This window comes from Streptomyces sp. NPDC042102, from assembly GCF_055582305.1.
In genome coordinates this window covers 1,086,570-1,112,468 of the sequence record NZ_JBVJDL010000002.1, presented here as the reverse complement: position 1 = coordinate 1,112,468, position 25,899 = coordinate 1,086,570, and the positions used below count along the sequence as shown (strand labels likewise).

Here is a 25,899-nt window from a genome sequence, read left to right as displayed (position 1 = left end):
TACGCCGGACGTGGCAATCGGGTTACTCAGTGTCAACACCGCACGTCAACTACTTGATCGCGAACTATTTGATCGCGCCGGCCATCACCCCCGAGACGAACTGCCGCTGGAAGGCGAAGAACACCACCAGCGGGACCGCCATCGACAAGAACGCCCCCGGCGCCAGCACGTCGATGTTGTTGCCGAACTGCCGTACCTGCTGCTGGAGCGCCACCGTGACGGGAGGGTTCGCGGAGTCCGCGAAGACCAGCGCCACCAGCATGTCGTTCCACACCCACAGGAACTGGAAGATGCCCAGCGACGCGATCGCGGGGCCGCCCAGCGGCAGCACGACCCGGGCGAACAGCCGCAGTTCGCCCGCCCCGTCCAGGCGGGCCGCCTCCAGCAGCTCGCGCGGGATCTCCGCGAAGAAGTTGCGCAGCAGGAAGACGGCGAAGGGCAGCCCGAAGGCCGTGTGGAACAGCACCACACCGGCCGTGGTCTCGAACAGCCCGATCGTGCCGAAGAGTTCGGAGACCGGGATCAGCGCCACCTGGACGGGCACCACGAGCAGCCCGACCACGATCAGGAACAGCCAGTCGCGGCCCGGGAACTCCAGCCAGGCGAAGGCGTACCCGGCCAGCGACCCCAGCACCAGCACCAGCAGCGTCGCGGGCACGGCGATCGCGACCGTGCTCAGCAGGGAGCCGGTGATGGTCTCGTTCGACAGCAGCCGCTCGTAGTTGTCGGCGGTCAGCCGGCCAGGCGCCGTCAGCACCTGCCACCAGCCGGCCCGGTTCAGGTCGGCCGGCGACAGGAAGGAGGACAGCAGCAGCCCGAGCGTGGGCAGCAGCCAGAACAGCGCGGCCAGGACGAGGAAGACCCGCACCGCGCCGGAACCCGCGCGCGCGGCGAGCCGGGCGGCGGGCGGGAGCGTCGCGCGGCGGGACCCGGACCACCGGGACGCGCCGTGTGTGGCGGCCGCGCGCGCGGCCGCCGGGGGAGTGGGCGTGGTCGGCGTCATCGGCGTCCCTCCCGGCGCATCCGGATGATGTTGTAGACCATGACCGGCACCACCAGCACCAGCAGGAACACGGCGATGGCGCTGCCCAGCCCCGGGTCGGCGTCCGTGCCGAAGGAGGTGCGGTAGAGCTGCAGCGCCAGCACGTTCGCGTCGTCGTGGACCGACCCCGGCGCGATCACGAAGACCAGGTCGAAGACCTTCATCACGTTGATGACGAGGGTGACGAGGACCACCGCCAGCACCGGCGCCAGCAGCGGCACGGTGATCCGCCGGAACACCTGCCACTCGTTGGCACCGTCCACCCGGGCCGCCTCCAGCAGCTCCCGGGGCACCGCCGCGAGCCCGGCCCCGATCAGCACCATCGCGAACCCGGCCCACATCCACACGTACGCCCCGATGACCGCCGGGGTGACCAGCGCCGGCCCCAGCCAGTCCACGCCCGCGTACGCCTCCCGGAAGTTCTCCGCCGGCAGCCGCAGCACCGCCCCGTCCGCCTTCCCGGACAGCGAGAACGTGCCGTCGACGCGGGTCCGGGTGCGCTCCACCACCGTGCCGTCCTTGACCGCCTCGACGCGCAGGCCCGCGTACCCGGACTCGCCCGCGTCCACCGCGTTCGTCCGCCCGCCCCCGCCGCGCGTGAAGTCCTGCCAGGCGGTACCGGTGACCCGGCCCGGCTCCGCGGTGGCGGCAACGGCCGGACGGGTGCCCTCCGGCAGGGCGTCCGGAGCCACCCCGACCAGCGGCAGCACCACCGGCGTGCCCGCCCGTACCGGCTCACTCGTCACGTAACTCCCGCCGCCCGCCGCGACCAGCGGCGAGTCCCGGCCCGGCCGGGCCTTGGGGAAGGCGGAGGACTCGGCGAAGGTGTCGTGCACCCCGACCCACACCGCGTTGGCCACCCCGCGGTCGGGATCGGCCTCGTAGACCAGCCGGAAGATGATGCCCGCCGCCAGCATCGAGATCGCCATCGGCATGAACACCAGCAGCTTGAACGCCGTGCCCCAGCGCACCCGTTCGGTCAGCACCGCGAAGATCAGGCCGAGCGCGGTCGCGGTCGCCGGCGCCAGCACCACCCACACCAGGGTGTTGCGCAGGGCGGTCCGGATGGCCGGATCGGTCAGTATCTCCTGGTAGTTGGCCGCGCCCACGAAGGAGTCGCCGGAGCGGTCGAAGAGGCTGCGGTAGACCGAGAAACCGATCGGGTGCACCACCAGCGCCCCGAGCAGCACCAGTGCCGGCAGCAGGAAGGCGGCGGCCACGACCCGCCCGCGCCGCACCTCGGCGGCGCGGGAGCGGGACCGCGGCGGCGTGACGTCCACGACGCGCCCCACGGGTCAGTTTCCGTACGCCTTGGCCGCGTCCGCTTCCAGACGGGCCTGGGTGCCCTCCACGTCGGACGGGTTCTTCAGGAAGTCCTGGAGCCCCTTCCACAGGCCCGCGCCGGGGGTGCCGCCGAAGGCCGCCGGCGCCTGGTCGGACAGGTCGAAGCGGAAGTCGTCCCCGGCGTCGACCAGCGCCTTGGCGATGCCCCGCTGGATGTCGTCGGGGTACGCGGCCGGGCTGACCCCCTTGTTCGGGGAGATGAAACCGCCCTGGCGGGCCTGGATCTCGGCCGCGTCCGGCGAGGCGAGGAAGGTCAGCAGCGCCTGCGCGCCCTTGGACGGCTTCAGCGCCACCGCGACGTCACCACCGGAGACCAGCGGCGCCTTGGCGCCGACCGCCGGGAAGGGGAAGACGAGCGCGTCCTTGCCGATCTTCGCCCCGGTCTGCGCGATGTTCACCGCCACGAAGTCGCCCTCGAAGACCATCGCGGCGGCCGGCCGGTCGCCGCCGGTGAAGGTCTGGGTGACCGACTTGGGGAACTCGGTCGACAGCGCGCCGCTCTGGCCGCCCGCCAGGAAGTCCTTGCGGCCGAACAGCGACTGCAGGATCCGCAGGGACTCGCCGACGCTCGGATCCGTCCACTTGATCTGGTGCTTGGCCAGCTTGTCGTACATGTCCGGGCCGTTCTGGGACAGGTAGACGTTCTCGAACCAGTCGGTCAGCGTCCAGCCGTCCGCACCGGCCACCGAGACCGCCGGGACCCCCGACGCCGAGATGGTGTCGGCGGTGGCCAGGAAGTCCTTCCAGGTCTTGGGGACCTGGGCGCCGGCCGCCTCGAACGCCTTCGCGTTGTACCAGACCAGCGACTTGTTCGCGGTCTTGTAGTACACCCCGTACTGGGTGCCGTCCACCGCGCCGAGCTTCTTCCAGCCCGCCGCGTAGTGCTGGTCCAGCTGCGCCTGCGCCTCCGGGCCCAGGGGCTGCGCCCACTTGTTCTGCACGGCCGACACCAGCGCCCCGACCTGCGGCAGCAGTGCCACGTCCGGCGGCTGGCCGCCCGCGACCTTCGTACCGAGGAAGGTGACGATCGGGTCCTGCGCCGGGACGAACGTGACGGTGGCGCCCGTCCGCTTCTCGAACTCCTTGAGGACCTTGGTGAAGTTCTCCTGCTCGGGCCCGGTCCACACGGCCGCCACTTCCAGCTTCTCGCCCGCCAGGGAGGGCAACTGCACCCGCGGGCCCGGCTGGGAGCTCCCGCCCGTGGACGGGCCGTCCTTCGCGGCCTTGTCCCCGTCGCCGCCGCAGGCGGTGAGCGCGAGCGCGCCCACGGCGGCGAGCGCCGCCCAGGTGCGAATCGATCGGCCGGTTCCGTGCGTGCGCATGGCTGTGCCCCCGATACCCGTGGTGTGTCCCGAGCCACAAGGTCTACGCCGACCCGTCCCGCCCCCGCAATACCGCCTCGCCGCCCGGACGCCGGGACCTACGGGGCGGGAGGGAACAGCACGGGTATCGCGGAGACCAGGTGCGAGGCCCGGTCCAGGGCGCTGGCCAGCAGCGCGAGGTCGGTCGGGCCGTTGCCCAGCTCGCGCACCGGACGGCGGGCCGGCGGGTCGCCCATCCGGTCCCACTCGACCGGCACCACAGTGGGCCTCTGGGTCGCGGTCCGCGGGATCCGGCCGGTCACCCGGCCTGCCTGGAAGTGTGCCGTCCGGCCGTCCGGGTGCCGCAGCACCCCGCGGCCCGGGCCCGGCTGGTCCGGCGCGGCCAGCTCCACGCGCAGGGTCGCCACGCGCGCCAGCTCCGTCTCGGCGGTGCGCTCGGGGCGGGCGCTGGTGGCCACCAGGTGCACCCCGAGCCGGGCGCCCTCGCGGGCCACCGCCTCCAGGGCCCGGACCACCGAACCGGCGGCGGGCCGTCCGGTACTGCCGAGTCCGGGGGCGACCAGCGCGTCGTAGTCGTCGACCAGGACCACCAGGCGCGGCAGCGGGCCGCCGCCGGCGTGCTGCTCCGTACGGGGCGTGCCCGCCCGCAGCCGCAGGGTGCCCGTGCGTGCCGACTCCACCTCCCCGAGCAGCTCGCCGGGGCCGGGGCGGCGCGGGGCGACCACCCGGCCGGCGGCTTCCCGGCCGGCGGCCTCCCTGCGGGCGTGCCACTCGGTGAAGGACAGTCCGCCCTCGGCCTCCAGCAGCTCGGCCCGGCGCTTGAGCTCGGCGCCGAGCGCCTGGGCGAACTCCCGCATGCGCACCGGATCGGAGGCGACCAGGTGGGCGGAGACGTGCGGCAGCTCGGTGCAGGGCAGCAGCCCCTCGCCGCGTTCGCCGCCGGCCCCGTCCAGCAGCACCAGGCCGATCCGGTCGGGGCGCGCGGCGGCGGCCAGGCCGGCGGCGACACTGCGCAGCAGCTCGGTACGCCCGCTGCCGGCGGGCCCCTCGATGAGCAGGTGCGGGCCGTCCGCGACGAGTTCGGCGCCGACCGGTCCGCCGCGGCCGCCGCCCAGCACGATCTCGGCGAGACCGCCGACGGCCTGCCCCTGCTCGGTGGCGGCCGCCCAGCGGGCCATGAGCGAGGCCGGGGTGGCACGGGCCAGTCCCAGCTCGTCCAGCAGCCGCGAGGCGGCGGGCAGCGCGGCCGCGGCGGGCCGCGGCTCGGGCACGCAGCCGTCGGCGCGCAGCGGAGCCAGCGCGCGGGCGAACCGCTCGGCCCAGGCGGCGGAGACCGCGTCGGCGGTGGCGGTGACCCCGTGCGGGACCGGTCGGCCGGCGTCGGCGGTGAAGGTCCGTACGGCCGTGGCCACGTCCCCGCTGAGCAGCGCGACGGTCCCGCAGTCCCGGAAGGCGGGCGCGGCGGCGCAGGCCGCCTCGTACGTCTCCTGGACCGGGGAGGCGGGGCCCGCGGCGGGCGTCTCGGCCAGGCACAGTACGTGGACGCCGGCGGCCGGCCCGTGCGAGGCCAGCCGACCGACGGCGACGCCGGGATCGCCGTCGACGACCAGCAGCGTGTACGGCCCCGCGTAGCCGGCGGCCGCCTCGCGGACCGCGCTCGCGGGGGCCGTGGCCCAGGAGCCGCCGAGCGCTCCCTCTTCCAGCCGGCGGTGCAGCTCGGCCACGCGGGCGGTGGCCTGGTCGCGGTCGTAGGCGAGCAGCAGCCGGCAGTCCTGCCCGTGCGCGGGGCGGGTGTGCGGCAGCCAGCCCAGCCAGCCCCAGTCGCGCACCCGCTCCGGGACGGGACGGGCCCGGTCGGCGGCTATCAGCACCACTTCGAGCCCGGCGGGCGCGTGCAGGGCGGCGAGCTGGGAGACCACCGAGCGGGCGAGGCCGCCCAGCCGGGCCCGCGGACCGGCCAGGCCCAGGGCCCCGGTCTCGCGCAGTGCCACCCGGCTGCCGGCCCCGAGGCCGACGACGAGCCGCTCCGGGTGTCGGGGGCCCCGGCCCCACAGCCGCTCGGTCGGCCCGAGCGCGGCCAGCAGCAGCGCGGCGGCGTCGTCCTCGCCGGGTACGGCGAGGACGGTGGCGCTCGGTGCGGCGGGCACGGCCTCGGGCGCCTGCTCGTCGCGCCCCACCCAGCGCCGGGCCCAGGCCCCCAGGCCCCGGCGGCGCCCGGGCTGGGGGTCGCCGGCGGCTTCCGGGGCGCGGTCGCGGGAGGGGTGGGGGCTCTGCGGGGCGCCCGGGTCCTGCGGGGCGGCGGGGTGGAGCGGGGCGTGCGCGGCGTGTGGGGCCGGGGGTGTGTCGGGGGTGTGCGAGGCGTACGGGCTCTGCGGGGCGTGCGCGCCGTGCGAGGGGCCCTGCGTGGAGCTGTGCACGGAGCCCTGACCGGCGGGCGAGGCGTGCGGGTGCCCGGTCTGCCCGGGGTGCGACGGGTCCGGGTGTCCCGGGGCCGTGGGCTCCGTGTCCGCGCCGCCGGCCGCCGGCCGTGCCGGGAGCATGAGGTGGCCCTCCAGGTCCGGGGCCGGCGCGAGCGCCGGGTCCGGGTCCGGCGCCGCCAGCCGCAGCGTCGATTCGCCGACCCGCAGCAGCGCCCCCGGCGTCAGCGGGACCGGGGCCGGGCCGACCTCGGCGCCGTCGAGCGTGGTCCCGTTCGTCGAATCGAGATCGGCGACCGCGACCCGGCCGCTCTCCGCCACGGTCACCACGCAGTGCAGCCGCGACACGTCCGGATCGTCCAGCGGCACGTCGGCGTCCGCGGACCGGCCGACGCGGATCGCCCCGGGGTGCAGCAGGTGCACACCGCCGGCGTCCGGCCCGGCCACCACGTGCAGCGCGGCCACGCCGCCCGCCGAGTCCTCGGAGACCGGTGTCTGCAGCGCCAGCACCGCGCCGTCCACCAGCGGTGGTTCGCCCAGGATCCGGCGCTGCGGATCGAGCCGCTCGGCACCGGCGTAGAGCACGACCGTGCCTCCGGTGTCCGGGCCGCCGACGGTCGAGGCCAGCCCGGAGGCCACCGCCGCCAGGGGGGTGCCGACGGGCGCGGTGACGAGCACGTCACAGCGCGCGGGCGCGATCTGGTGGCCGCTGCGCGGCCCGAGGACGGTCAGCCGGATCTGCATCGCCGTCAGCGGTCCCTTCTGCGCGGTGCGCGGTGCGCGGTCTGCGCCCGGCAGGGGAACAACGGGCATGGCCGCCCGATCGCCCCCCGGTCGTCGTCGTGCGCAAGCGGGGCTCCCTCCCCGTGCCTTGCGTACGGGTGCATCCTCGCACCTGTCACCGACAACACGCCCGGCACCCGCCAACAAATGATCTTGATCGATCGTCGCCGTGTCCACACCGCGCGCAATTCCGGACGTAAAACGCCCGAGGCATACCCCTCGGACGTCACTCTTCGTACACGTGTACGGCAACCAACCCACCGGAGGCCGCGTCTTCCCCAGGGACACCCCCTAGAGTGGGGCAGAAAAACCAAACGAATGCAGGGGAGCGCGAGACGTGCGGCCAGTCGGCAGCAAGTACCTGCTCGAGGAGCCGCTCGGCCGCGGCGCCACGGGCACCGTCTGGCGTGCCCGCCAGCGGGAGACCGCGGGTGCGGAGGCGGCAGTCGCCGGGCAGCCCGGCGAGACCGTGGCCATCAAGGTCCTCAAGGAGGAGCTGGCGTCCGACGCGGACGTCGTCATGCGCTTCCTTCGCGAGCGCTCGGTCCTGCTGCGCCTGACGCACCCCAACATCGTCCGCACCCGCGACCTCGTGGTCGAGGGCGATCTGCTGGCCCTGGTCATGGACCTGATCGACGGCCCGGACCTGCACAAGTACATCCGCGAGAACGGTCCCTTCACGCCGGTCGCGGCGAGCCTGCTGACCGCCCAGATCGCGGACGCGCTCGCCGCCAGTCACGCCGACGGCGTCGTCCACCGCGACCTCAAGCCCGCCAACGTCCTGCTGGACGAGAGCGCCGGCCAGATGCGCCCGATGCTCACCGACTTCGGCATCGCCCGCCTGGCCGACTCCCCGGGTCTGACCCGCACCCACGAGTTCGTCGGTACCCCGGCCTACGTCGCCCCGGAGTCCGCCGAGGGCCGCCCGCAGACCTCCGCCGTGGACATCTACGGCGCCGGCATCCTGCTGTACGAGCTGGTCACCGGCCGTCCGCCGTTCGCCGGCGGCACCGCGCTGGAGGTGCTGCACCGCCACCTCAGCGAGGAGCCGCAGCGCCCCTCGACCCTGCCCGAGCCGCTGTGGACGGTCATCGAGCGCTGCCTGCGCAAGGAGCCGAACGAGCGCCCCAGCGCCCTGAGCCTGGCCCGTGCCCTGCGCGTGGTCGCCGCGGGCATCGGCGTGCACTCCGCCCCGAACGAGGTCGAGGCGGCCCTCGGCGTCGGCGCGCTGCTCGCCCCCGACCCCTCCCCGGCGCCGGTCCCCGAGACGCCGGGCGCCGCGGGCGCCGCCGACGCCACCCAGGTGCTGCCCAGCGGCTCCGCGTCCCCGATGGGCGCGTACGACCCGAACGCGATGACCAGCGTGATGCCGCCGGTCGGCGCCGCCGACGCGACCTCGGTCCTGCCCAGCACGGGCGCCCCGGGCGCCCCGGCCGCCGACCCGACCGCGGTCATGCCGCCCGTGCAGCGCCCGGACAGCCCGCACCCGTGGCAGTCGCAGATGCAGGCGGCCCGGGACCGCAACGAGCAGACGCAGATCCAGTACCTGGACCCCAGCGAGGACCCGCTGCGGCGCCGCCCGCAGCGCCAGGCGCCCCCGCCGCCGGCCCACCAGCCGCAGCAGCCGCGCCGCCAGCCTCCGCAGCAGCAGCCCCAGCAGCCCCAGCAGCACCGGCCGCCGCAGCCGTACCGGCAGGCGCCCCCGCCGCCGCAGCAGTACCAGCAATACCAGCAGCAGCCCCAGCCCTATCAGCAGCCGCAGCCGCAGCAGCAGTACGCGCCGCCGCCCCCGCAGCAGTACCAGCAGCGCCCGCCCCAGCAGGCGCAGCCCCCGCAGGCCCCGCCGCCCCAGCAGCAGGCCCCGCGGGAACCGCGGCCGCCGCGCGAGCCCCGGCAGCGCAGCGCCAACCCGATGCGGATCCCGGGCCTGGGCTGCCTCAAGGGCTGTCTGTTCGTGATCGTGCTGTTCATCATCGGCGGCTGGCTGATCTGGGAGCTCACCCCGCTCCAGGAGTGGATCGGCACCGGCCGCGGCTGGTGGGACCAGCTGTGGGCGATGGGCTCCGGCATCGTCGACTGGGTCAGCAGCCTGGGCGACACCGCCGGAACGGGCACGGGCACGGGAACGGGCACCGGAACCGGCGGGGGCACCGGCCGCTGACCGCCCGCCAGAACCCTGCTGTAATGCCGAGTTCGTGGATTTGTCGACTTCTGGGACGTGATTTCGCCCGCAGAAGTGAAGGTCGCCGCGATCCGGGGCATCCAAGGCCCACCCGGCCGCGTACGTTGGGCTCGTACGCCAGCCGCTGAGGGAGCAGTCGTGGCACGGAAAATCGGCAGCCGGTACACCGCGCACCAGATCCTGGGGCGCGGCAGCGCCGGCACGGTGTGGCTCGGCGAGGGGCCCGAGGGCCCCGTCGCCGTCAAGCTGCTCCGCGAGGACCTCGCGTCCGACCAGGAGCTGGTCGGACGCTTCGTCCAGGAGCGCAGCGCCCTGCTGGGCCTGGAGCATCCGCACATCGTCTCCGTCCGCGACCTGGTCGTCGACGGCAACGACCTCGCCCTGGTCATGGACCTCGTGCGCGGCACCGACCTGCGCACCCGCCTGGACCGGGAGCGCCGGCTCGCGCCGGAGGCCGCCGTCGCGATCGTCGCCGACGTCGCCGACGCGCTGGCCGCCGCCCACGCGGCCGGCGTCGTGCACCGGGACGTCAAGCCCGAGAACGTCCTGCTGGACATGCAGGGCCCGCTGGGCCCCGGCGGCGCGCATCCCGCGCTGCTGACCGACTTCGGCGTGGCCAAGCTGATCGACTCCCCGCGCCGTGCCGGGCCGCGGCCCGCGTCCGCCCCGGTCACCCGGATCATCGGCACCCCGGACTATCTCGCCCCCGAGATCGTCGAGGGGCTGCCGCCGCGCGCGGCCGTCGACATCTACGCCCTGGCCACCGTCCTGTACGAACTGCTGGCCGGCTTCACCCCCTTCGGGGGCGGTCACCCGGGCGCCGTGCTGCGCCGCCACGTCACCGAGACCGTGGTGCCGCTGCCCGGCATCCCGGAGGAGTTGTGGCAGCTCCTCGTGCAGTGCCTGGCCAAGGCCCCGGCCTCCCGGCTGCGCGCCTCGGAGCTCTCCGCGCGCCTGCGCGACCTGCAGCCCCTGCTCGCGGGCATCCCGCCGCTGGACGTCGACGAGCCCGACGACCTCGACGCGGCCGACCCCGACCCCCAGCCCGAGGCGCGGACCCCGGCCGACCCGGTACGGCGGCGCGGGGCCGTCCCGCTGGTCCCCGGCGGGCCGGGGAGCTCACCCGAGTCCAACCGGGACACCCACACCTCGATGCGCGTCCCGGCCCCGGACGAGCTCGCGGGCGGCGCCCTGGGCACCGCCCGCGTCCCGCGCCCGGCCGGCGCCCCGCGGCCCGGCTCCGCCCGGCACCGGGCCGACGCCGCCCGCCGGCGCCGGCTGGTGCTCTCCACGGCCGCGGTCGCCCTGGTCGCGGCGATCGGCATCGGCGGCTGGCTCGCGGCCTCCTCCGACGACCAGGCCCCGCCGCGCGACAGCAAGCACTCGACCCCGGCCCGTCCGTAGGGCCCGTCGGCCCGTCGGTCGGGCCGTTCTCACGGGCTCGGGCCCCTACGGCCGGGCTCCCACGGCCGGTGCCCCTACGGCTGGGGCACCAGCAGTTCCGGGTGCCAGCGGCGGGCCACCGCCGGGTGGGCGCGGACCCAGCCCTTGAGCTCGTTGCGGCCGTACTCGGCGTGCAGCGGGTTCGAGGCGTCGTGGGCGATCCCGGGGGCGTCCCGGACGTAGGCGCCGGGCACCGTGTCGATCACCGCGTCCAGGCGCGGGTTGTAGAAGAACGGCACGGAGAAACGTTCCACCGCGCCGGGCGGACTGACCACCCGGTGATCCGTCGCCGTCAGGTACCCCTCCGTCGCGATCTCCAGCAGCTCGCCCAGGTTCACGACGAACGCCCCGGCCAGCGGCGGCACGTCCAGATAGCCGCCGTCCCGTACGACCTGCAGCCCGCCCACGCCGTCCTGGAGCAGCAGGGTCAGGAACCCGTAGTCCTTGTGCGCCCCCACGCCCTGACCGGGCACCCCCGTCCCCGACGGCGCCGTGCCCGGGTAGCGGATCAGCTTGGTGTGCAGGTGCGGGCGCTCGGCGAACGCCGCGTCGAAGAAGTCCTGCGGCGCCCCGATCGAGGCCAGCAGCTCCCGCAGCAGCCGGTGCGCGACCCCCGCCAGCCGCTCCTGCCAGCCCAGGACCACCTCCCGCAGCTCCGGCAGCGCGGCCGGCCACTGGTTGGGACCCTCCAGCCACAGGTACGCCGGATCGCCCGGCCCGAGCCGCGGCGCCGGCCGCTCCGCGCCCACGTCCAGCTGGTCGCGCCAGTCGGAGGCGCCGCCCGTCAGCTCGTGGCCGATCCGGGTGTAGCCGCGGAAGTGCGGCGAGTTCAGATTGCTGACCGCCAGCCGGTCGGCCTCCGGCAGCGCGAAGAAAGCCCTGGTCACGTCCAGGATGCGGGCCATCTCGGCGTCCGTGACGCCATGGCCGGTCAGATGCAGGAAGCCCCAGTCCCGGGCTGCCGCGAGCAGCTCGCGGCGGAAGGCCTCCCGCTCGGCGGGATCGGCGTCGTCGGCCCGGGAGAGGTCGAGGACGGGCAGCGAATCGTGCGTGTGCGCGGACGGCATGACAGCTCCGTTTCGGATGTCACGGGGTCCTGTTCCCCAAGGGTGGCGGGGCAGCGGAGGGGGAGGGCCGACCGGCGGAAGGGTGGCGCCGGGGCCGCGCGGGCCGCGTACAGGACCGGGGTCGAATCAGTGATCAGGCTCTGGTTCGGTCCGGCGGCAGACAGCTCGTGGTGGTGACACGCCCGTAGTCCACATGGCGTCGCATCACGAGAAGGGTCATACCGCGAGGGTACGCCCCGCCGACCCGGTCGGAGGACCGGCTACGCTGGACCCGTGGCAGTCGTCGATGTTTCCGAAGAGCTGAAGTCCCTCTCCTCGACCATGGGGTCGATCGAGGCCGTCCTGGACCTCGACAAGCTGAGGGCAGATATCGCCGTGCTCGAGGAGCAGGCCGCCGCGCCGTCCCTGTGGGACGACCCGGAGGCCGCCCAGAAGATCACGAGCAAGCTTTCGCACCTCCAGGCCGAGGTCCGCAAGACCGAGACCCTGCGCGGCCGCATCGACGACCTCGCGGTGCTGTTCGAGCTCGCCCAGGAGATGGACGACGCGGACACCCTCGCCGAGGCGGAGACCGAGCTGGTCGCCGTTCGCAAGGCGCTGGACGAGATGGAGGTCCGCACCCTGCTCTCCGGCGAGTACGCCGAGCGCGAGGCGCTGGTCAACATCCGCGCCGAGGCCGGCGGCGTCGACGCCTCCGACTTCGCCGAGCGCCTGCAGCGCATGTACCTGCGCTGGGCCGAGCGGCACGGCTACTCCACGGAGATCTACGAGACCTCGTACGCGGAAGAGGCCGGCATCAAGTCGACCACCTTCGTCGTCAAGGCCCCGTACGCCTACGGCACCCTCTCCGTCGAACAGGGCACCCACCGCCTGGTGCGCATCTCGCCCTTCGACAACCAGGGCCGCCGCCAGACCTCCTTCGCGGGCGTCGAGGTGCTCCCGGTCGTCGAGACCAGCGACCACGTCGAGATCGACGAGTCCGAGCTGCGCGTCGACGTCTACCGCGCCTCCGGCCCCGGCGGCCAGGGCGTCAACACCACCGACTCGGCCGTGCGCATCACGCACCTGCCGACCGGCATCGTGGTCTCCTGCCAGAACGAGCGCTCGCAGATCCAGAACAAGGCCAGCGCCATGAACGTCCTCCAGGCCAAGCTGCTGGAGCGGCGCCGCCAGGAGGAGCAGGCCAAGATGGACGCCCTCAAGGACGGCGGCAGCTCCTGGGGCAACCAGATGCGCTCGTACGTCCTGCACCCGTACCAGATGGTCAAGGACCTGCGCACCGAGTTCGAGGTCGGCAACCCGCAGGCCGTCCTGGACGGCGAGATCGACGGGTTCCTCGAGGCCGGTATCCGCTGGCGCAAGCAGCAGGAGACGGCCGCTTAAGCCCATGCGTACGGAGAAGGGCCCGGACACCTGACAGGTGTCCGGGCCCTTCTCCGTACAAGACCTACGGTCCAGGACCTACGATCGGGACGCGGCGGAGGCTACGCCGTCTGGTGCGCCACGAGGGCCAGTGCCGCGACCAGCACGACCATGAGCGCGATGAGCGCCATCGGATTCAGGCCGGCGAAGGGGCCTTCCTGCTGGAGGCGCTCCCGGTTGGCCCGGCACACCGGGCATCGGCCCTGGCTGACGGGCGCGGCGCAGTTCGCGCACACGAGCCGGTCATATGTCATGCGCTCTCCTCCTCTCGTCCCCTGGTACAACGGCGGGGGGAACCAGACCGTTCCCCCTACCACTGTGCCAGCTCCGGCGACATTCGGCGCGGCCCGTCCGGGCAATCGCGGTCCGGGCCCGCTCCCGCCGGTGACATCCCCCGGGATATATCGGGCAACACCGGACGCCGGGTCCCCACCCCGCGCCCGTTCGCGTATGGTCACGCACACCTACTCCCGGCGACCGTGGTGCACCCATGATCCGATTCGACAGTGTCTCCAAGTCCTACCCGAAGCAGAACCGCCCCGCACTCAGGGACGTGTCCCTGGAGATCGCCAAGGGCGAGTTCGTCTTCCTGGTCGGTTCCTCCGGCTCCGGCAAGTCCACCTTCCTGCGGCTGATCCTGCGCGAGGAGCGCGCCAGCCACGGTCAGGTCCACGTACTCGGCAAGGACCTCGCCAGACTCAGCAACTGGAAGGTCCCCCAGATGCGGCGCCAGCTGGGGACGGTCTTCCAGGACTTCCGGCTGCTGCCCAACAAGACGGTCGCCGAGAACGTCGCCTTCGCCCAGGAAGTCATCGGCAAGCCCCGCGGTGAGATCCGCAAGGCCGTCCCGCAGGTGCTGGAACTGGTGGGCCTGGGCGGCAAGGAGAGCCGGATGCCCGGCGAGCTCTCCGGCGGTGAGCAGCAGCGCGTCGCCATCGCCCGGGCCTTCGTCAACCGCCCGGCCCTGCTGATCGCGGACGAGCCCACCGGCAACCTCGACCCGCAGACCTCCGTCGGCATCATGAAGCTGCTCGACCGGATCAACCGGACCGGCACCACCGTGATCATGGCGACGCACGACCAGCAGATCGTGGACCAGATGCGCAAGCGCGTCATCGAACTCGAGCAGGGCCGTCTCGTCCGCGACCAGTCGCGCGGCGTCTACGGCTACCAGCACTGAAAGGCCGAAAGACGCCATGCGCGCCCAGTTCGTCATGTCCGAGATCGGCGTAGGTCTGCGCCGGAACCTCACCATGACCTTCGCGGTCATCATCTCGGTCGCCCTGTCGCTGGCCCTGTTCGGCGGCTCGCTGCTCATGCGCGAGCAGGTCAGCCGGATGAAGGGCTACTGGTACGACAAGGCCAACATCTCGATCTACCTCTGCAACAAGAACGACGCCGAGGACGGCGGCGCCGCCAAGGACGCGGCCGCGGACGGCGGCGCGGGCACCGGTATCTGCGCCAAGGGTGCCGTCACCGCCGAGCAGAAGCAGGTGATCGACGCCGACCTCAAGAAGATGGACCTGGTCAGGACCGTCTACTACGAGTCGGCGGACGAGGCCTACAAGCACTACAAGGAGCGGTACGGGAACACGGCGCTGGCCTCGGTCATCACCCCCGACCAGATGCAGGAGTCCTTCCGCGTCAAGCTCACCCACCCCGAGAAGTACAAGGTCGTCACCACCGCCTTCGCCGGGCGCGACGGCGTCCACAGCGTCGACGACCAGCGCAAGGAGATCGACGACCTCTTCAGGATCCTGAACTACCTGAACTACGCCGCCCTGGGCATCATGCTGATCATGCTCGTGGTGGCGCTGCTGCTGATCGTCAACACGGTGCGCGTCTCGGCGTTCAGCCGTCGGCGGGAGACCGGGATCATGCGGCTGGTCGGCGCCTCCAGCTTCTACATCCAGGTGCCGTTCATCATGGAGGCCGCCGTCGCCGGCCTGATCGGCGCGGTCTTCGCCTGCGCGATGCTGGCCTCGGGGCAGTACTTCGTGATCGACCACGGCATCGGCCTGCGCGAGAAGATCGAACTGATCAACTTCATGGGCTGGGGCTCGGTCCTCTCCAAGCTCCCCTTCGTCCTCCTGATCGGCGTCCTGATGCCCTCCATGGCCGCGTTCGTCGCGTTGCGCAAGTACCTGAAGGTGTGACGAGCGCCCCGCGAACGGAACGGCCAACCTCCCTTCCCGCCGCGGGGCTTGTCCTAGACTCGGCGCCATGCCGGGTTCCCCCGCCTTCCGCCTCCGGCCCCGTGACCTGCGTCGCGGGGCCGCTCTGACGCTGGCGTTACTGGGTGCGCTCGGTGCGGCCGTCAGTACCGGCTGCTGGGACGACAGGGACGAACACCGTGTCGAGACCGTGTTCGCGGGCACCGGTACGCCGGCACCGGACGCCGGCCCGGACGCCGACGGCGCCGCGCCCCGCCCCGGCACCGCCGACCGGGAGGCCGTGGCCCGGGCCGCCGCCGAGGCGGTCGCCGAGGGCAAGTCCGGCAAGAAGGCCGCCCAGGAGGTGGTCAGCCGCAGCGGCGACCGCTGGGGCGTGGTCTACGACGCGGGCGAGTACCAGGCGTTCGCGCAGGAGATGGACGGCCGCTGGACGGGCGTGGGCCTGTGGGTCGAGCGGCGCGCGGACGGCCGTATCGACGTCGAACGGGTCCAGCCCGGCGGGCCCGCCGCCCGTGCCGGGATCCGGGCCGGGGACCGGCTGCGAGGCGTGGACGGCCGCGAGGTCGCCGGGATGGAACTGGCCCGGGTCGTGGCCCTGCTGCGCGGCGAGGCGGGCACCCCGGTCGTCCTGACCCTGGAGCGGGACGGCGCCGTCCGGACCGACACCGTCCGCCGCGAACAGCTGCGCACCGAGCCGGTGACCGTGCGGCAGCTGCCCGGCGGGGTCACGGTCATCAAGGTCGCCTCCTTCACCCGGGGGTCGGGCGAGCGGGTCCGGCAGGCCGTGCGCGCCGCCCCGCCCGGCGGCGGATTCATGCTCGACCTGCGCGGCAACCCCGGCGGCCTGGTCGCGGAGGCCGTCACCGCCGCGTCCGCCTTCCTCGACGGCGGCCTGGTCGCGACGTACGACGTACGCGGTACCGAGCGCGCCCTGTACGCGGAGCCCGGCGGCGATACCGGCCGACCGCTGGTGACCCTGGTCGACGGGGGCACGATGAGCGCCGCCGAGCTGGTCACCGGGGCCCTGCAGGACCGGGGCCGGGCGGTGGCCGTGGGGACCCGCACCTTCGGCAAGGGCTCGGTGCAGATGCCGACCGAACTCCCGGACGGCTCGGTGGCCGAGCTGACGGTGGGCACGTACCGTACTCCGGCGGGCCGCAGCCTCGAAGGGCGGGGCATCACCCCCGACCTGGCGGCCGGTGAGCGCGTGGAGGAGCGGGCCCGCACGGTATTGGGTGGCCTCGGGGTGGGGCCGTAGTGCGAAAATGGCCGCACTATGGCTAAGGAAAAAGGGCGCAAGCTGATCGCCCAGAACAAGAAGGCGCGGCACGACTACCACATCCTCGACACCTACGAGTGCGGTCTCGTGCTCATGGGCACCGAGGTGAAGTCCCTGCGCCAGGGCCGGGCCTCGCTGGTGGACGGGTTCGTGTCGGTGGAGGGCCGGGAGGCGTGGCTCTACAACGTGCACGTGCCGGAGTACAGCCAGGGCACCTGGACCAACCACAGCGCCCGGCGCAAGCGCAAGCTCCTCATGCACCGCGAGGAGATCGACAAGCTGGAGCGCAAGGCGAACGAGTCGGGTCACACGATCGTGCCCCTGTCGCTCTACTTCAAGGACGGCCGGGCGAAGGTCGAGATCGCGCTGGCGAAGGGCAAGAAGGAGTACGACAAGCGCCAGACGCTGCGGGAGAAGCAGGACACCCGCGAGACGAACCGGGCGATCTCGGCGATCCGCCGCAAGCAGCGCGGCACGGTTTAATCACCTGGCACGCAGTGGTCCGCTTCGCGTACCATGGCGTCAGCGCCCGCCGTTCGCGGTGGTTTGTCAACAAAACATGGGGATGATCGGTTTCGACAGCGGATGTCGATGCAGGGGAAGCGAGCCGAGGAAGCGGCAATGATCTCGCTAACCATATGTCGCAAACAATAATCGCCAACTCCAAGAGCGATAACTCCCGCTTCACCCTCGCTGCCTAATAACAGTGAGCTGAAGCCTCTGTGAGGAGCGTCAGCCCGGAAGTGGTCCCGGTCCGGATCCTGGCGTCAACTAGGGATCTAAACCTCTAACCCCGGTCACGGGGGTTGGAGGGAAATCAAACAGTGACTGAGCCCGTCGGAGACTTGTCCGTGTGATCTCCGGGGCTGAGAAAAGCGCAGCGGACTGCGCTCGGAGAAGCCCTGTTTCTGCACCGTTGGACGCGGGTTCGATTCCCGCCATCTCCACTCATCCCATGTGGGCGAAGGCCCCCTGACCTGCGAAAACTTCGTGAGGTTGGGGGGTCTTCGTCATGTGGGAGCACGACGGGAGCACCACCCTTCAGGGAGCGCGACGGATGCGGCGGCGTATCACGTGCCCGGGTGTGGGGGCTGATCGCCGTTGGCGGTGATGACCTCGATCCCGCAACGCGGCTTCTGGACGCCCCGTTTGATGCGAGCGTCCGCCGTCAGCAGGGGGACGCCCAGCGCCTCGGCGAGGGCGACGTACGTGGCGTCGTAGGCGGAGAGGTTGGCGTACAGCTTTCGGATCCGGGGGAGTAGCGGGCCCGTCTCGTGCCGCTGTAGGCGCAGCCCCTGGTAGGTCTTGAAGTGCTCGTCGAGGCTCGTATGGTCGATTTTGGCTCCGCGTGCCATGCCCAGGAGGGCGGACGCGACCTCCGTGTCCAGGAGGTAGGGAGCGGCGAGAGTGTCTTCCTCGCTGATGCGCCGGCGGGCGGCGGCGCCACTGGAGCCCCTGTCCGTCAGGAACAGGACCAGGGCGGAGGAGTCCAGGACGATCAACGGCCCGCCCTGCCCGCGTCGATGGCGTCGAGGACGTCCTGGACGTCGATGTCCTCCGTGGCGTAGCGCTCGGCGCGGTCGGCCATTTCGGCGAGCGTGGGCTGGGTGGCGTCTCTGGTGACGAGGCTGAGCAGGTAGCTCTGGAGGGACTGTCCGGCCTCGGCGGCTCGGACCTTTATGCGGCGGGCGATGTCATCGGGGACTTCCCGGATCGTGAATGCGGTCATGACTGCATTTTATCGTCAATGCAGTCACTTTGCAGTCGCCAGATCGAGGGGTCGTCCAGTGCTCCCGGGGCGAGCGCCAGGGCGTGCTGGACCCTGCTGGATCGTGCCACCTGGTGTCGTCCTATGCCGCTGACCTGCGGAGATAGCTCCCTGGCCTGCTGCGTGTTGGGCTTGTGGGCGGGTTCGATTCCCGCCATCTCCACTCATCCCATGTGGGCGAAGGCCCCGCAGCCGTACCGGCTGCGGGGCCTTCGTCATGCCCGGGGGCCGTGGCCGGGGGTCAGCAGAGGGGGACCTTGTTCAGGTTCAGGGCGTAGCGGGCGGCGATCCAGCCGCGGCCGTCGGCGAGCTTGTACCAGACCGCGTTGCCGCCGACCTTCTGGCCGTTGGTCTTGCACTGGACGGCGACCACGGCGCCGTTCTTGAGCTTGCCGTTACGGCTGTAGCCGGCACCGGGGCCGGATCGGATGCCGAGTCCCTGGGTGGGGGAGACGATGCGGGCCTGGGGGTGCTTGCCCTTGCCCTTGCCCTTGCCCTTGCCCTTGCCCTTGCCGTTGCCCTTGCCGTGCCCGCCGCCGTGACCGGGGCCGCCGTGGCTGCCGCCGCCGGTGCCCGGCGTGCCGGTGTCACCCTTGTGTCCCTTGGGTCCCTTGTAGCCGGGGTCTCCCTTCGGGCCCTCGGGACCGGTCACCGGGGTGGCGACCGCGAACAGGACCGGCGCGGCGGCGCCCGTATCCCACTCGCCGCCGTCCAGCGTGGTGCCCTGCGGCGCGTCCGTGTCCACCCGCAGCGTCACCGCCAGCCGCGTCTGCGCGTCCGCCGGGAAGGTGAAGCCGGCGCGCCTTCCTGCGTCGCAGGTCAGCAGCCGGGCGTCGGCCGACCGCGCGCACGCGACGGACGCGCGCTGCCCGTTCCAGTAGAAGCGGGTCTCCGGGAACGTCGTCCGCTCCGGCGCGGTGATCCGGAAGGTCGAACTGACCGCCGGTTCGCCGCCGCCCGTGGCAACGAGCACGACGCGTCCGGTGCGGCCGGCGGCGATGGAGGGGACGTACGGCTGGGAGAACCGGATGCCGGGCGTATCGGCGACGGCCGGTGCCGCCGGGACCAGGCAGGACGCGGTGACTGCGGCGACGACCAGGGCGGCGCGTGTGCAGCGGGAAGCAGACAAGGGTGTTCCTCCGCGAAGGGAAGTGCGCTTGAGGCCACCAGTTAAAGCTGATCTTGAGAGACGGTGGTGGGCACCTCGCGGGGACCGTCACTCGGTTGCCGGTCCGCTCCCCGCGCCCGTACGAGCGCCAGCGCGGCGGCGACGGCCGGAACGGCGTACGCGACCACCGGGCCCCAGTGGTCGGTGATCGCTCCGGACGCCGCGGAACCGGCCGCGATGCCGGTGAAAATGGCCGTCACGGCCAGGGTCATGCCCTCGTTGAGGCGGCCCTCGGGGGTGTGGCGGTGGACCAGGGACATGGCCGTGACCATCGTCGGGGCGGTGGCCATCCCGGCAAGCAGCAGGGCCACCCCGAGCAGGGGGACCGAGCCCGCGGCGGCCGCGGCCCAGGGGAGCGTCATCAAGGCGGCCAGGGCGGCGACGCAGCGGGTCAGCGAGCGGGGGCGCAGGGTGCCGTAGAGGAGGCCGGCCGCGCAGGAGCCGAGGGCCTGGAGGGCGAGGACGGGTCCGGCGGCGGCGCCCAGGCCGTGGGAGGTGAGGTAGGCGATCGAGGCAACCTCCATGGCCCCGAACAACGTTCCTAGAGCGAGGAAGAGCATCAGCAGGGGGCGGATGCTCGCAGACCGCAGCGGGGAGGGCCGACGGATGTCCGCAGGGGTGAGCGGGGGCTCGGTGGAGCGCTGGGCCGTGAAGACGACCATGCCGATGAGCAGCAGGGCGGCGCCGGTGAGGGTGCCGGCCTCGGGGAAGAGCGCCGAGCACAGGGCGACGGCGAGGACCGGGCCGAGCATGAAGCAGGCCTCGTCCGCGGCCTGTTCGAAGGACATGGCCGTGTGGTGGGCGGGGGCGTTCCCGCGCAGCAGATGGGTCCAGCGGGCGCGGGACATACCGCCGATGTTGGGGGTGGTGGCGGTCGCGGCGTAGGAGGCGAAGAGGGTCCAGGCGGGGGCGTGGGTCCGCACGCTCAGGACGAGGGCGAGGGAGCCGAGGACGGCGATCAGGGTGGCGGGGAGGGCGATCCGGGCCTGGCCGTACCGGTCGATGAGGCGGGCGGTCATGGGTGCGACCACGGCGGTGGTGGCGAGACCGGTCGCGGTGACGGCGCCCGCGAGGGCGTAGGAGCCGCGCTGTCCGGCGATCATCATGACCGCGCTCACGCCGAACATGCCCATGGGGAGGCGGGCGATCAGGTTGCCGGCGGTGAAGCCCCGGGTGCCGGGCAGGGTGAACAGGCGGCGGTACGGGCCGGCCGGGCGGGGTGCGCGACGCGGCGCGGCGGGGGCGGTGCGCGGTGCGGCGTGCGGGGTGTGCGGTACGGCGTGGACGAGGGTGGTGCCGGAGACGGTCATGAGGGGCATGGGAAACAGGCTGCTGGGAGCGGGGCGCCCCGGTCCAACACCTGTTCGGGTCTGATTCACGCACGTGCGTTGTTAGTCTCGGCGCGTGATGATCCCTGATGTCGAGACCCGGCTGCTGCGCGGGTTCCTGGCCGCCGCCGAGGAACTGCACTTCACCCGTGCCGCCGCCCGGCTGTACGTCGCCCAGCAGGCGCTCAGCCGGGACATCCGCCGGCTCGAACGGGACCTGGGCGCCGAGCTGTTCCTGCGCACGACCCGGCAGGTGGAGCTGACGGCGGCCGGGGAGCGGCTGGTGCCGTACGCGCGGCGGGTGGTCGAGGCCCAGGAGGAACTGGCCGCAGCCTTCGGCGGGGCGGCGGCGCGGGCCCTGCTCGTCGACCTGAACACCGACGGGCCGAGCACCGGGCGGAGCGTGCTGGAACGGGCCCGCGAACTGGCGCCGGACGCCGAGTTGATGGCGCGGTTCGAGAGCGGGCTGACGTACGCGGCGGGGGAGGTCGCGGCGGGGCGGCTGGACGTGTCCTTCGGCTGGGTGGACGGGCTCGACCCCGCGCTGCGGGCCCGGCTCGCCCACCGGCCCGTGCGGTACGAGCCGCTCGCCGTGCTGCTGCCCGAGGACCACCGGCTGGCGGCTCTCGAGCGGGTGCCGGTCGGGGCGCTGGCCGGGGAGCGCGTGTACGCGGGCGCCGGGAACCCGAGGACGCTGGAGTGGACGGAGCTGGCCCGGCGGCTCTTCGAGGGGCGCGGTGTCGCGCTGGCGCCGCCGGCGCCGGTGGCCGTGGGGAAGGAGGAGTTCCGGCGGGTGATGACCAAGACCCGCAACCCGGTCCTGGTCACCGTCGACTTCCTCGACATGCCCGGCTCCGTGAAGCGGCCGCTGGTGGACCCCGTCCCGCTGTCGCCGCTGTCCATGGTGTGGCGCAAAGGCTCCGGCCACCCGGCGCTGGACGCGCTGCGCGCGGCCGCCGCGGAACTGGCCGCCGCCCGCGGCTGGCTCGCCATCTCCGACGGCTGCTGGCTCCCCTGACCTCCTGGGGAACGCGCGGGGCTCACACGCGGCGGGCCCGGGGGGTGAGTGCAAGGTTGCGCGGCGGTCATCGGGCGGGGACCGGGGCTGAAACGCGTCGTCCCTACGGTCGGTCATCACGGACACGACAGCTGGAGGCGTGATGACCGCACCGCGCACGGGCGGCCGCTGGATCGAGCGGTGGGATCCCGAGGACGAGACCTTCTGGAAGGAGTCGGGGGAGCGGATCGCCCGGCGCAACCTCATCTACTCGGTGCTGAGCGAGCACATCGGTTTCTCCATCTGGTCGCTGTGGTCGGTGATGGTGCTGTTCATGGGCCCGCAGTACGGCATCGACCCGGCCGGGAAGTTCTTCCTGATCGGGACGGCGACCTTCGTGGGCGCCCTCGTGCGCGTGCCGTACACCTTCGCCGTCGCCCGCTTCGGCGGCCGCAACTGGACCGTGGTCAGCGCGCTGCTGCTGCTCGCGCCGACGGCCGCCGCGTTCGCGGTGATGGAGCCGGGGACCTCCTACACGACGTTCCTGCTGGTGGCCGCGCTGACCGGGGTCGGCGGCGGCAACTTCGCCTCCTCCATGACCAACATCAACGCCTTCTTCCCGCTGCGCAAGAAGGGCTGGGCGCTCGGGCTCAACGCGGGCGGCGGCAACATCGGCGTCCCCGTCGTGCAGCTGATCGCCCTGCTGATCATCGGTACGGCCGGGGCCGCCCACCCCCGGCTGCTGCTGGGGGTCTACCTCCCGCTGATCGTGATCGCGGCGACGCTCGCGGCCCTGCGCATGGACAACCTGGCGCCCGTCAGCAACGACACCGGCGCCGTGAAGGAGTCGCTGCGCGAGCGCCACACCTGGATCATGGCCTTCCTCTACATCGGCACCTTCGGATCGTTCATCGGCTACAGCTTCGCCTTCGGGCTGGTGCTCCAGACGCAGTTCGGGCGGACCCCGCTCCAGGCCGCCTCGCTGACCTTCATCGGGCCGCTCCTCGGATCGCTGATCCGGCCCCTGGGCGGCTGGCTCGCCGACCGGTTCGGCGGGGCGCGGATCACCCTGGGCACCTTCGTGGCCATGGCGGCCGCGACGGGCGTGGTGATCGCCGCCTCGGTCCAGGAGTCGCTGCCCGTGTTCCTGGTCGGGTTCGTGGCGCTGTTCGTGCTGAGCGGCCTCGGCAACGGCTCGACGTACAAGATGATCCCCGGCATCTTCCAGGCGCAGGCCCGGGCCCGCGGCATGGCGGGCGAGGCGGCCGACGCGTACGGACGGCGGCTGTCCGGCGCGGCGATGGGGCTCATCGGCGCGGTCGGCGCGCTCGGCGGCCTGGGCATCAACCTGGTCTTCCGGGAGGCGTTCTCCTCCTCCGGTTCCGGCACCGCCGCCTTCGTCACCTTCCTCGGCTTCTACGCCGTCTGCTGCGCGGTGACCTGGTCGGTATACCTTCGGCGGCCGGCCGCCGCGGCCGCCCCCGCCCCGGACAACGTTGCGAAACCGCAGCTCACGTCGGTGTAACCGGCGCGAAATACGCGTGAACCGAGCCTGATACGCCCTGTTGGCAGGCTCGGTTCCGGCGTATCCCCCCACGGTTGAACAAGGCAGGTCGCGATGGATGACAACGCTGTGCCGAGTGCCGGCCCGCTCGCCGGATTCACCGTCGGGGTCACCGCCGCCCGGCGCGCCGACGAGCTGATCGCCCTGCTGCGCCGGCGCGGGGCATCCGTCGTGCACGCACCCGCCCTGCGGATCGTGCCGCTGGCCGACGACAGCGAACTGCTGGCCGCCACCAAGGAGCTGATCGACTGCGCCCCGGACGTGGTCGTGGCGACCACCGCGATCGGCTTCCGCGGCTGGATCGAGGCCGCCGACGGCTGGGGGATCGGCGAGGACCTGCTGGCCCGGCTGCGCGGAGCCGAGCTGCTGGCGCGCGGCCCCAAGGTCAAGGGCGCGATCCGGGCCGCCGGGCTGGTGGAGCGCTGGTCCCCGGACTCCGAATCGCTGGCCGAGGTGCTGGACCGGCTGCTCGCCGACGGCGTCGCCGGCCGGCGGGTGGCGCTCCAGCTGCACGGGGAGCCGCTGCCGGGGTTCGTCGAGGCGCTGCGCGAGGGCGGCGCCGACGTGGTCGTCGTACCGGTGTACCGGTGGATGCCGCCGGAGGACCTGGCCCCGCTGGACCGGCTGCTGGACGCGGCGGTGGCCGGGACCCTGGACGCGATCTGCTTCACCTCGGCGCCGGCGGCGGCCTCGCTGTTGTCGCGGGCCGAGGCACGGGGGCTCGGCAGCGCCCTGGTCTCCGCGCTGCGCGGCGAGGTGCTGGCCGCCTGCGTGGGACCGGTGACCGCGCTGCCGCTGCAGGGCGCGGGCGTGGACACGGTGCACCCCGATCGGTTCAGGCTGGGCCCGCTGGTGCAACTGCTGTGCCAGGAGCTGCCGGGCCGGGCCCGGGTGCTGCCGGTCGCCGGGCACCGCCTGGAGATCCGCGGGCACGCCGTGCTGGTCGACGCCGAGCTGCGGCCCGTACCGCCCGCCGGCATGGCGCTGCTGCGGGCGCTGGCCCACCGCCCGGGCTGGGTGGTGGCCCGCGCCGACCTGCTGCGCCGCCTGCCCGGCGCGGGCCGCGACGAGCACGCCGTGGAGACCGCGATGGCCCGGCTGCGCGGGTCGCTGGGCACGCCCCAGCTGATCCAGACGGTGGTCAAGCGCGGCTACCGGCTGGCCCTCGACGCCGGCGCGGAGGGCAAGTACGCGGACGCCTGAGCCGGTGGCCGACCGACCCTGGCCGGGCCGCCGGACGTCGGCTAGTGCCGTGGCCGGAAAGGTTTGCCGGGTCGCGGTTTCCGGTGCGGTGCATCGCAAGGCGGAGGGCCGTGGCTCGTACTGGACGTACTTGTGCGGTCCGACAACGCGGCGAGGTGCCGTGCCGGGGGCCGTGACACGGTGAACTTTTCCGGTCACGGCGCTAGCGTGCACGGATGATGATCATTGACGGTGTGGAGCTGCGGATCGTCGGGCCCGACGACGCGGCGGGGCTGGCCGAGGCGCTGGTCCGCAACCGGGTGTTCCTGAGCCCCTTCGAACCCGCCCGCCCCGAGGCGTTCTACACGGCGCAGGGCCAGCGGGAGCGGATCGAGCAGCAGCTGCACTCCCGCGCCGAGGGCCGGCTGCTGCCGTTCGTCCTCGTCGACGCCGCCACCGGCGCTCCGCTGGGGACCGTGAACCTCGGCAACATCCAGCACGGGCCGCTGTCCAGCGGCGGACTGGGCTACTGGGTCGACGAGGCCCGCTGCGGCAAGGGCCTGGCCACCGCCGCCGTCCACGAGGTCTGCCGGATCGCCCGCGAGGAGCTCGGGCTGCACCGGGTCGAGGCCGGCACGCTCCTGGACAACCACGCCTCGCAGCGGGTGCTGACCAAGGCGGGATTCCTCGCGTACGGCGTCGCCCCCCAGTACCTGCACATCAACGGCGCCTGGCGGGACCACCGGCTCTTCCAGCGGATCCTGCACGACGACCCGCCACCCTTCTGAGGTCTTCCGCTCGTCGGCGGGCGGGGGCACTCTGGGGGAGCTACGGCGACCGAGGCGGTGACGGGCATGTGGTTCGACTCCGGGCGGGTCTGCCTGGACCTGGTGGCCACCTTCACGCCCCGGGAGGGCATCCGGGACGGCGACGCGCTGCGCCAGTGGCTCACCGGAGCCGGGCTGGTGCCCGACCGGACGCCGCTGACCTGCGTGGGAGCGGACTGGCTGGCACCCTTCTGGGCCCTGCGCGCGGACGTGGCCGCGCTCGTACGGGCCGAACTCGGCGGCGCGGTCCCCGAGGACGCGGCGCTGACCCGGGTCAACGCGCTGGCCGCCGGTCCGCCCCCGGGCCTGTGTGCCGTACGGGACCAGGAGGGACACCTGGTGCGGGAGCTGTGCGGCGGCGCCGAGTGCGGGGCCCTGCTCGCGGCCGTCGCCCGGGACGCCGTCGAGCTGCTGACCGACCCGGGCGAGGTGGCCCTGCTGCGCGCCTGCGAGGGCGACGGCTGTACCCGCGTCTACCTGGACACCTCGCGCGGCCACCGGCGCCGCTGGTGCTCCAGCGAGCTGTGCGGCAACCGCGAGCGGGTGGCGCGCCACCGGCGCCGGACCCTGGCGGCGAAGCCGGCGTGACC

General features: G+C 73.3%; 22 protein-coding genes and 1 other RNA gene. 13 read left to right on the top strand and 10 right to left on the bottom strand.

Annotated elements, in window-relative coordinates:
- Positions 1-64 precede the first annotated feature (64 nt).
- The 4 genes from ACZ6KO_RS13080 to ACZ6KO_RS13065 all read right to left on the bottom strand — a co-directional run bounded on the left by ACZ6KO_RS13080 (position 65) and on the right by ACZ6KO_RS13065 (position 6,869).
- Positions 65-1,003: a carbohydrate ABC transporter permease gene (locus ACZ6KO_RS13080; protein ID WP_469303706.1), complete on the bottom strand. Its 939-nt coding sequence runs from the start codon at positions 1,001-1,003 to the stop codon at positions 65-67.
- Positions 1,000-2,322: a carbohydrate ABC transporter permease gene (locus ACZ6KO_RS13075; RefSeq protein ID WP_469303926.1), complete on the bottom strand. Its 1,323-nt coding sequence runs from the start codon at positions 2,320-2,322 to the stop codon at positions 1,000-1,002. Before ACZ6KO_RS13075 ends, ACZ6KO_RS13080 begins: the two co-directional genes overlap by 4 nt.
- Positions 2,323-2,337: 15 nt before the next feature.
- Entirely contained in the window at positions 2,338-3,708 is a 1,371-nt protein-coding gene (locus tag ACZ6KO_RS13070) for an ABC transporter substrate-binding protein (protein ID WP_469303704.1), read from the bottom strand.
- Positions 3,709-3,806: 98 nt separating this feature from the next.
- On the bottom strand, positions 3,807-6,869 hold the full coding sequence (locus ACZ6KO_RS13065) for an FHA domain-containing protein (protein WP_469303923.1): 3,063 nt from the start codon (positions 6,867-6,869) through the stop codon (positions 3,807-3,809).
- Between the two features lie 376 nt (positions 6,870-7,245).
- Here ACZ6KO_RS13065 and ACZ6KO_RS13060 point away from each other — a divergent pair, with 376 nt between their 5' ends.
- Positions 7,246-9,069: a serine/threonine-protein kinase gene (locus ACZ6KO_RS13060; RefSeq protein ID WP_469303702.1), complete on the top strand. Its 1,824-nt coding sequence runs from the start codon at positions 7,246-7,248 to the stop codon at positions 9,067-9,069.
- A 159-nt stretch (positions 9,070-9,228) separates the two neighbouring features.
- The gene (locus ACZ6KO_RS13055) at positions 9,229-10,494 is read left to right on the top strand and encodes a serine/threonine-protein kinase (RefSeq protein ID WP_469303700.1); all 1,266 of its coding nucleotides are present in this window, start codon (positions 9,229-9,231) and stop codon (positions 10,492-10,494) included.
- Positions 10,495-10,568: 74 nt separating this feature from the next.
- Here ACZ6KO_RS13055 and ACZ6KO_RS13050 read toward each other — a convergent pair whose 3' ends face one another.
- A complete protein-coding gene (locus ACZ6KO_RS13050) occupies positions 10,569-11,600 on the bottom strand; it encodes an isopenicillin N synthase family dioxygenase (protein ID WP_469303698.1) in 1,032 nt (343 codons plus the stop codon).
- A gap of 273 nt (positions 11,601-11,873) precedes the next feature.
- Between ACZ6KO_RS13050 and prfB the strand changes: the two genes are divergently transcribed.
- The gene (gene prfB, locus ACZ6KO_RS13045) at positions 11,874-12,983 is read left to right on the top strand and encodes a peptide chain release factor 2 (RefSeq protein WP_469303696.1); all 1,110 of its coding nucleotides are present in this window, start codon (positions 11,874-11,876) and stop codon (positions 12,981-12,983) included.
- 101 nt (positions 12,984-13,084) lie between these two features.
- Here the strand turns inward: prfB and ACZ6KO_RS13040 are convergent, their stop codons facing one another.
- Positions 13,085-13,276 carry a hypothetical protein gene (locus ACZ6KO_RS13040; protein WP_401450714.1) on the bottom strand — a complete coding sequence of 64 codons (192 nt, stop codon included), beginning with the start codon at positions 13,274-13,276 and terminating at the stop codon, positions 13,085-13,087.
- 236 nt (positions 13,277-13,512) lie between these two features.
- Here ACZ6KO_RS13040 and ftsE point away from each other — a divergent pair, with 236 nt between their 5' ends.
- The 5 genes from ftsE to ssrA all read left to right on the top strand — a co-directional run bounded on the left by ftsE (position 13,513) and on the right by ssrA (position 17,425).
- On the top strand, positions 13,513-14,202 hold the full coding sequence (ftsE, locus tag ACZ6KO_RS13035) for a cell division ATP-binding protein FtsE (protein ID WP_469303693.1): 690 nt from the start codon (positions 13,513-13,515) through the stop codon (positions 14,200-14,202).
- A gap of 16 nt (positions 14,203-14,218) precedes the next feature.
- The gene (gene ftsX / locus ACZ6KO_RS13030; RefSeq protein WP_469303691.1) at positions 14,219-15,178 is read left to right on the top strand and encodes a permease-like cell division protein FtsX; all 960 of its coding nucleotides are present in this window, start codon (positions 14,219-14,221) and stop codon (positions 15,176-15,178) included.
- A gap of 67 nt (positions 15,179-15,245) precedes the next feature.
- Complete coding sequence (locus ACZ6KO_RS13025; RefSeq protein ID WP_469303689.1) at positions 15,246-16,454, top strand: S41 family peptidase; 1,209 nt, start codon at positions 15,246-15,248, stop codon at positions 16,452-16,454.
- An 18-nt stretch (positions 16,455-16,472) separates the two neighbouring features.
- Positions 16,473-16,958 (top strand): SsrA-binding protein SmpB, encoded by a 486-nt coding sequence (gene smpB / locus ACZ6KO_RS13020; protein WP_469303687.1) that lies wholly within the window; start codon positions 16,473-16,475, stop codon positions 16,956-16,958.
- 78 nt (positions 16,959-17,036) lie between these two features.
- Positions 17,037-17,425: a transfer-messenger RNA gene (ssrA, locus tag ACZ6KO_RS13015) on the top strand.
- 120 nt (positions 17,426-17,545) lie between these two features.
- Here ssrA and ACZ6KO_RS13010 read toward each other — a convergent pair.
- From ACZ6KO_RS13010 to ACZ6KO_RS12995, 4 genes are all read right to left on the bottom strand, one after another.
- The gene (locus tag ACZ6KO_RS13010; protein WP_469303685.1) at positions 17,546-17,977 is read right to left on the bottom strand and encodes a type II toxin-antitoxin system VapC family toxin; all 432 of its coding nucleotides are present in this window, start codon (positions 17,975-17,977) and stop codon (positions 17,546-17,548) included.
- Positions 17,974-18,204: a FitA-like ribbon-helix-helix domain-containing protein gene (locus tag ACZ6KO_RS13005; RefSeq protein WP_392065608.1), complete on the bottom strand. Its 231-nt coding sequence runs from the start codon at positions 18,202-18,204 to the stop codon at positions 17,974-17,976. The genes ACZ6KO_RS13010 and ACZ6KO_RS13005 overlap by 4 nt, the downstream gene beginning before the upstream one ends.
- A 280-nt stretch (positions 18,205-18,484) precedes the next feature.
- Positions 18,485-19,372 carry an SH3 domain-containing protein gene (locus ACZ6KO_RS13000; protein ID WP_469303682.1) on the bottom strand — a complete coding sequence of 296 codons (888 nt, stop codon included), beginning with the start codon at positions 19,370-19,372 and terminating at the stop codon, positions 18,485-18,487.
- A gap of 41 nt (positions 19,373-19,413) precedes the next feature.
- Positions 19,414-20,730: an MFS transporter gene (locus tag ACZ6KO_RS12995; protein WP_469303679.1), complete on the bottom strand. Its 1,317-nt coding sequence runs from the start codon at positions 20,728-20,730 to the stop codon at positions 19,414-19,416.
- An 88-nt stretch (positions 20,731-20,818) separates the two neighbouring features.
- On the opposite strand from ACZ6KO_RS12995, the gene ACZ6KO_RS12990 reads away from it, so the two are divergent.
- From ACZ6KO_RS12990 to ACZ6KO_RS12970, 5 genes are all read left to right on the top strand, one after another.
- Positions 20,819-21,757 carry a LysR family transcriptional regulator gene (locus tag ACZ6KO_RS12990; protein WP_469303921.1) on the top strand — a complete coding sequence of 313 codons (939 nt, stop codon included), beginning with the start codon at positions 20,819-20,821 and terminating at the stop codon, positions 21,755-21,757.
- A gap of 142 nt (positions 21,758-21,899) precedes the next feature.
- A complete protein-coding gene (locus tag ACZ6KO_RS12985; RefSeq protein WP_469303677.1) occupies positions 21,900-23,261 on the top strand; it encodes a nitrate/nitrite transporter in 1,362 nt (453 codons plus the stop codon).
- A gap of 93 nt (positions 23,262-23,354) precedes the next feature.
- Positions 23,355-24,503: a uroporphyrinogen-III synthase gene (locus ACZ6KO_RS12980; RefSeq protein ID WP_469303675.1), complete on the top strand. Its 1,149-nt coding sequence runs from the start codon at positions 23,355-23,357 to the stop codon at positions 24,501-24,503.
- A 218-nt stretch (positions 24,504-24,721) separates the two neighbouring features.
- Complete coding sequence (locus tag ACZ6KO_RS12975) at positions 24,722-25,270, top strand: GNAT family N-acetyltransferase (protein WP_469303919.1); 549 nt, start codon at positions 24,722-24,724, stop codon at positions 25,268-25,270.
- A gap of 66 nt (positions 25,271-25,336) precedes the next feature.
- Positions 25,337-25,897 carry a CGNR zinc finger domain-containing protein gene (locus ACZ6KO_RS12970; protein ID WP_469303673.1) on the top strand — a complete coding sequence of 187 codons (561 nt, stop codon included), beginning with the start codon at positions 25,337-25,339 and terminating at the stop codon, positions 25,895-25,897.
- The last annotated feature ends 2 nt before the right edge of the window (positions 25,898-25,899 follow it).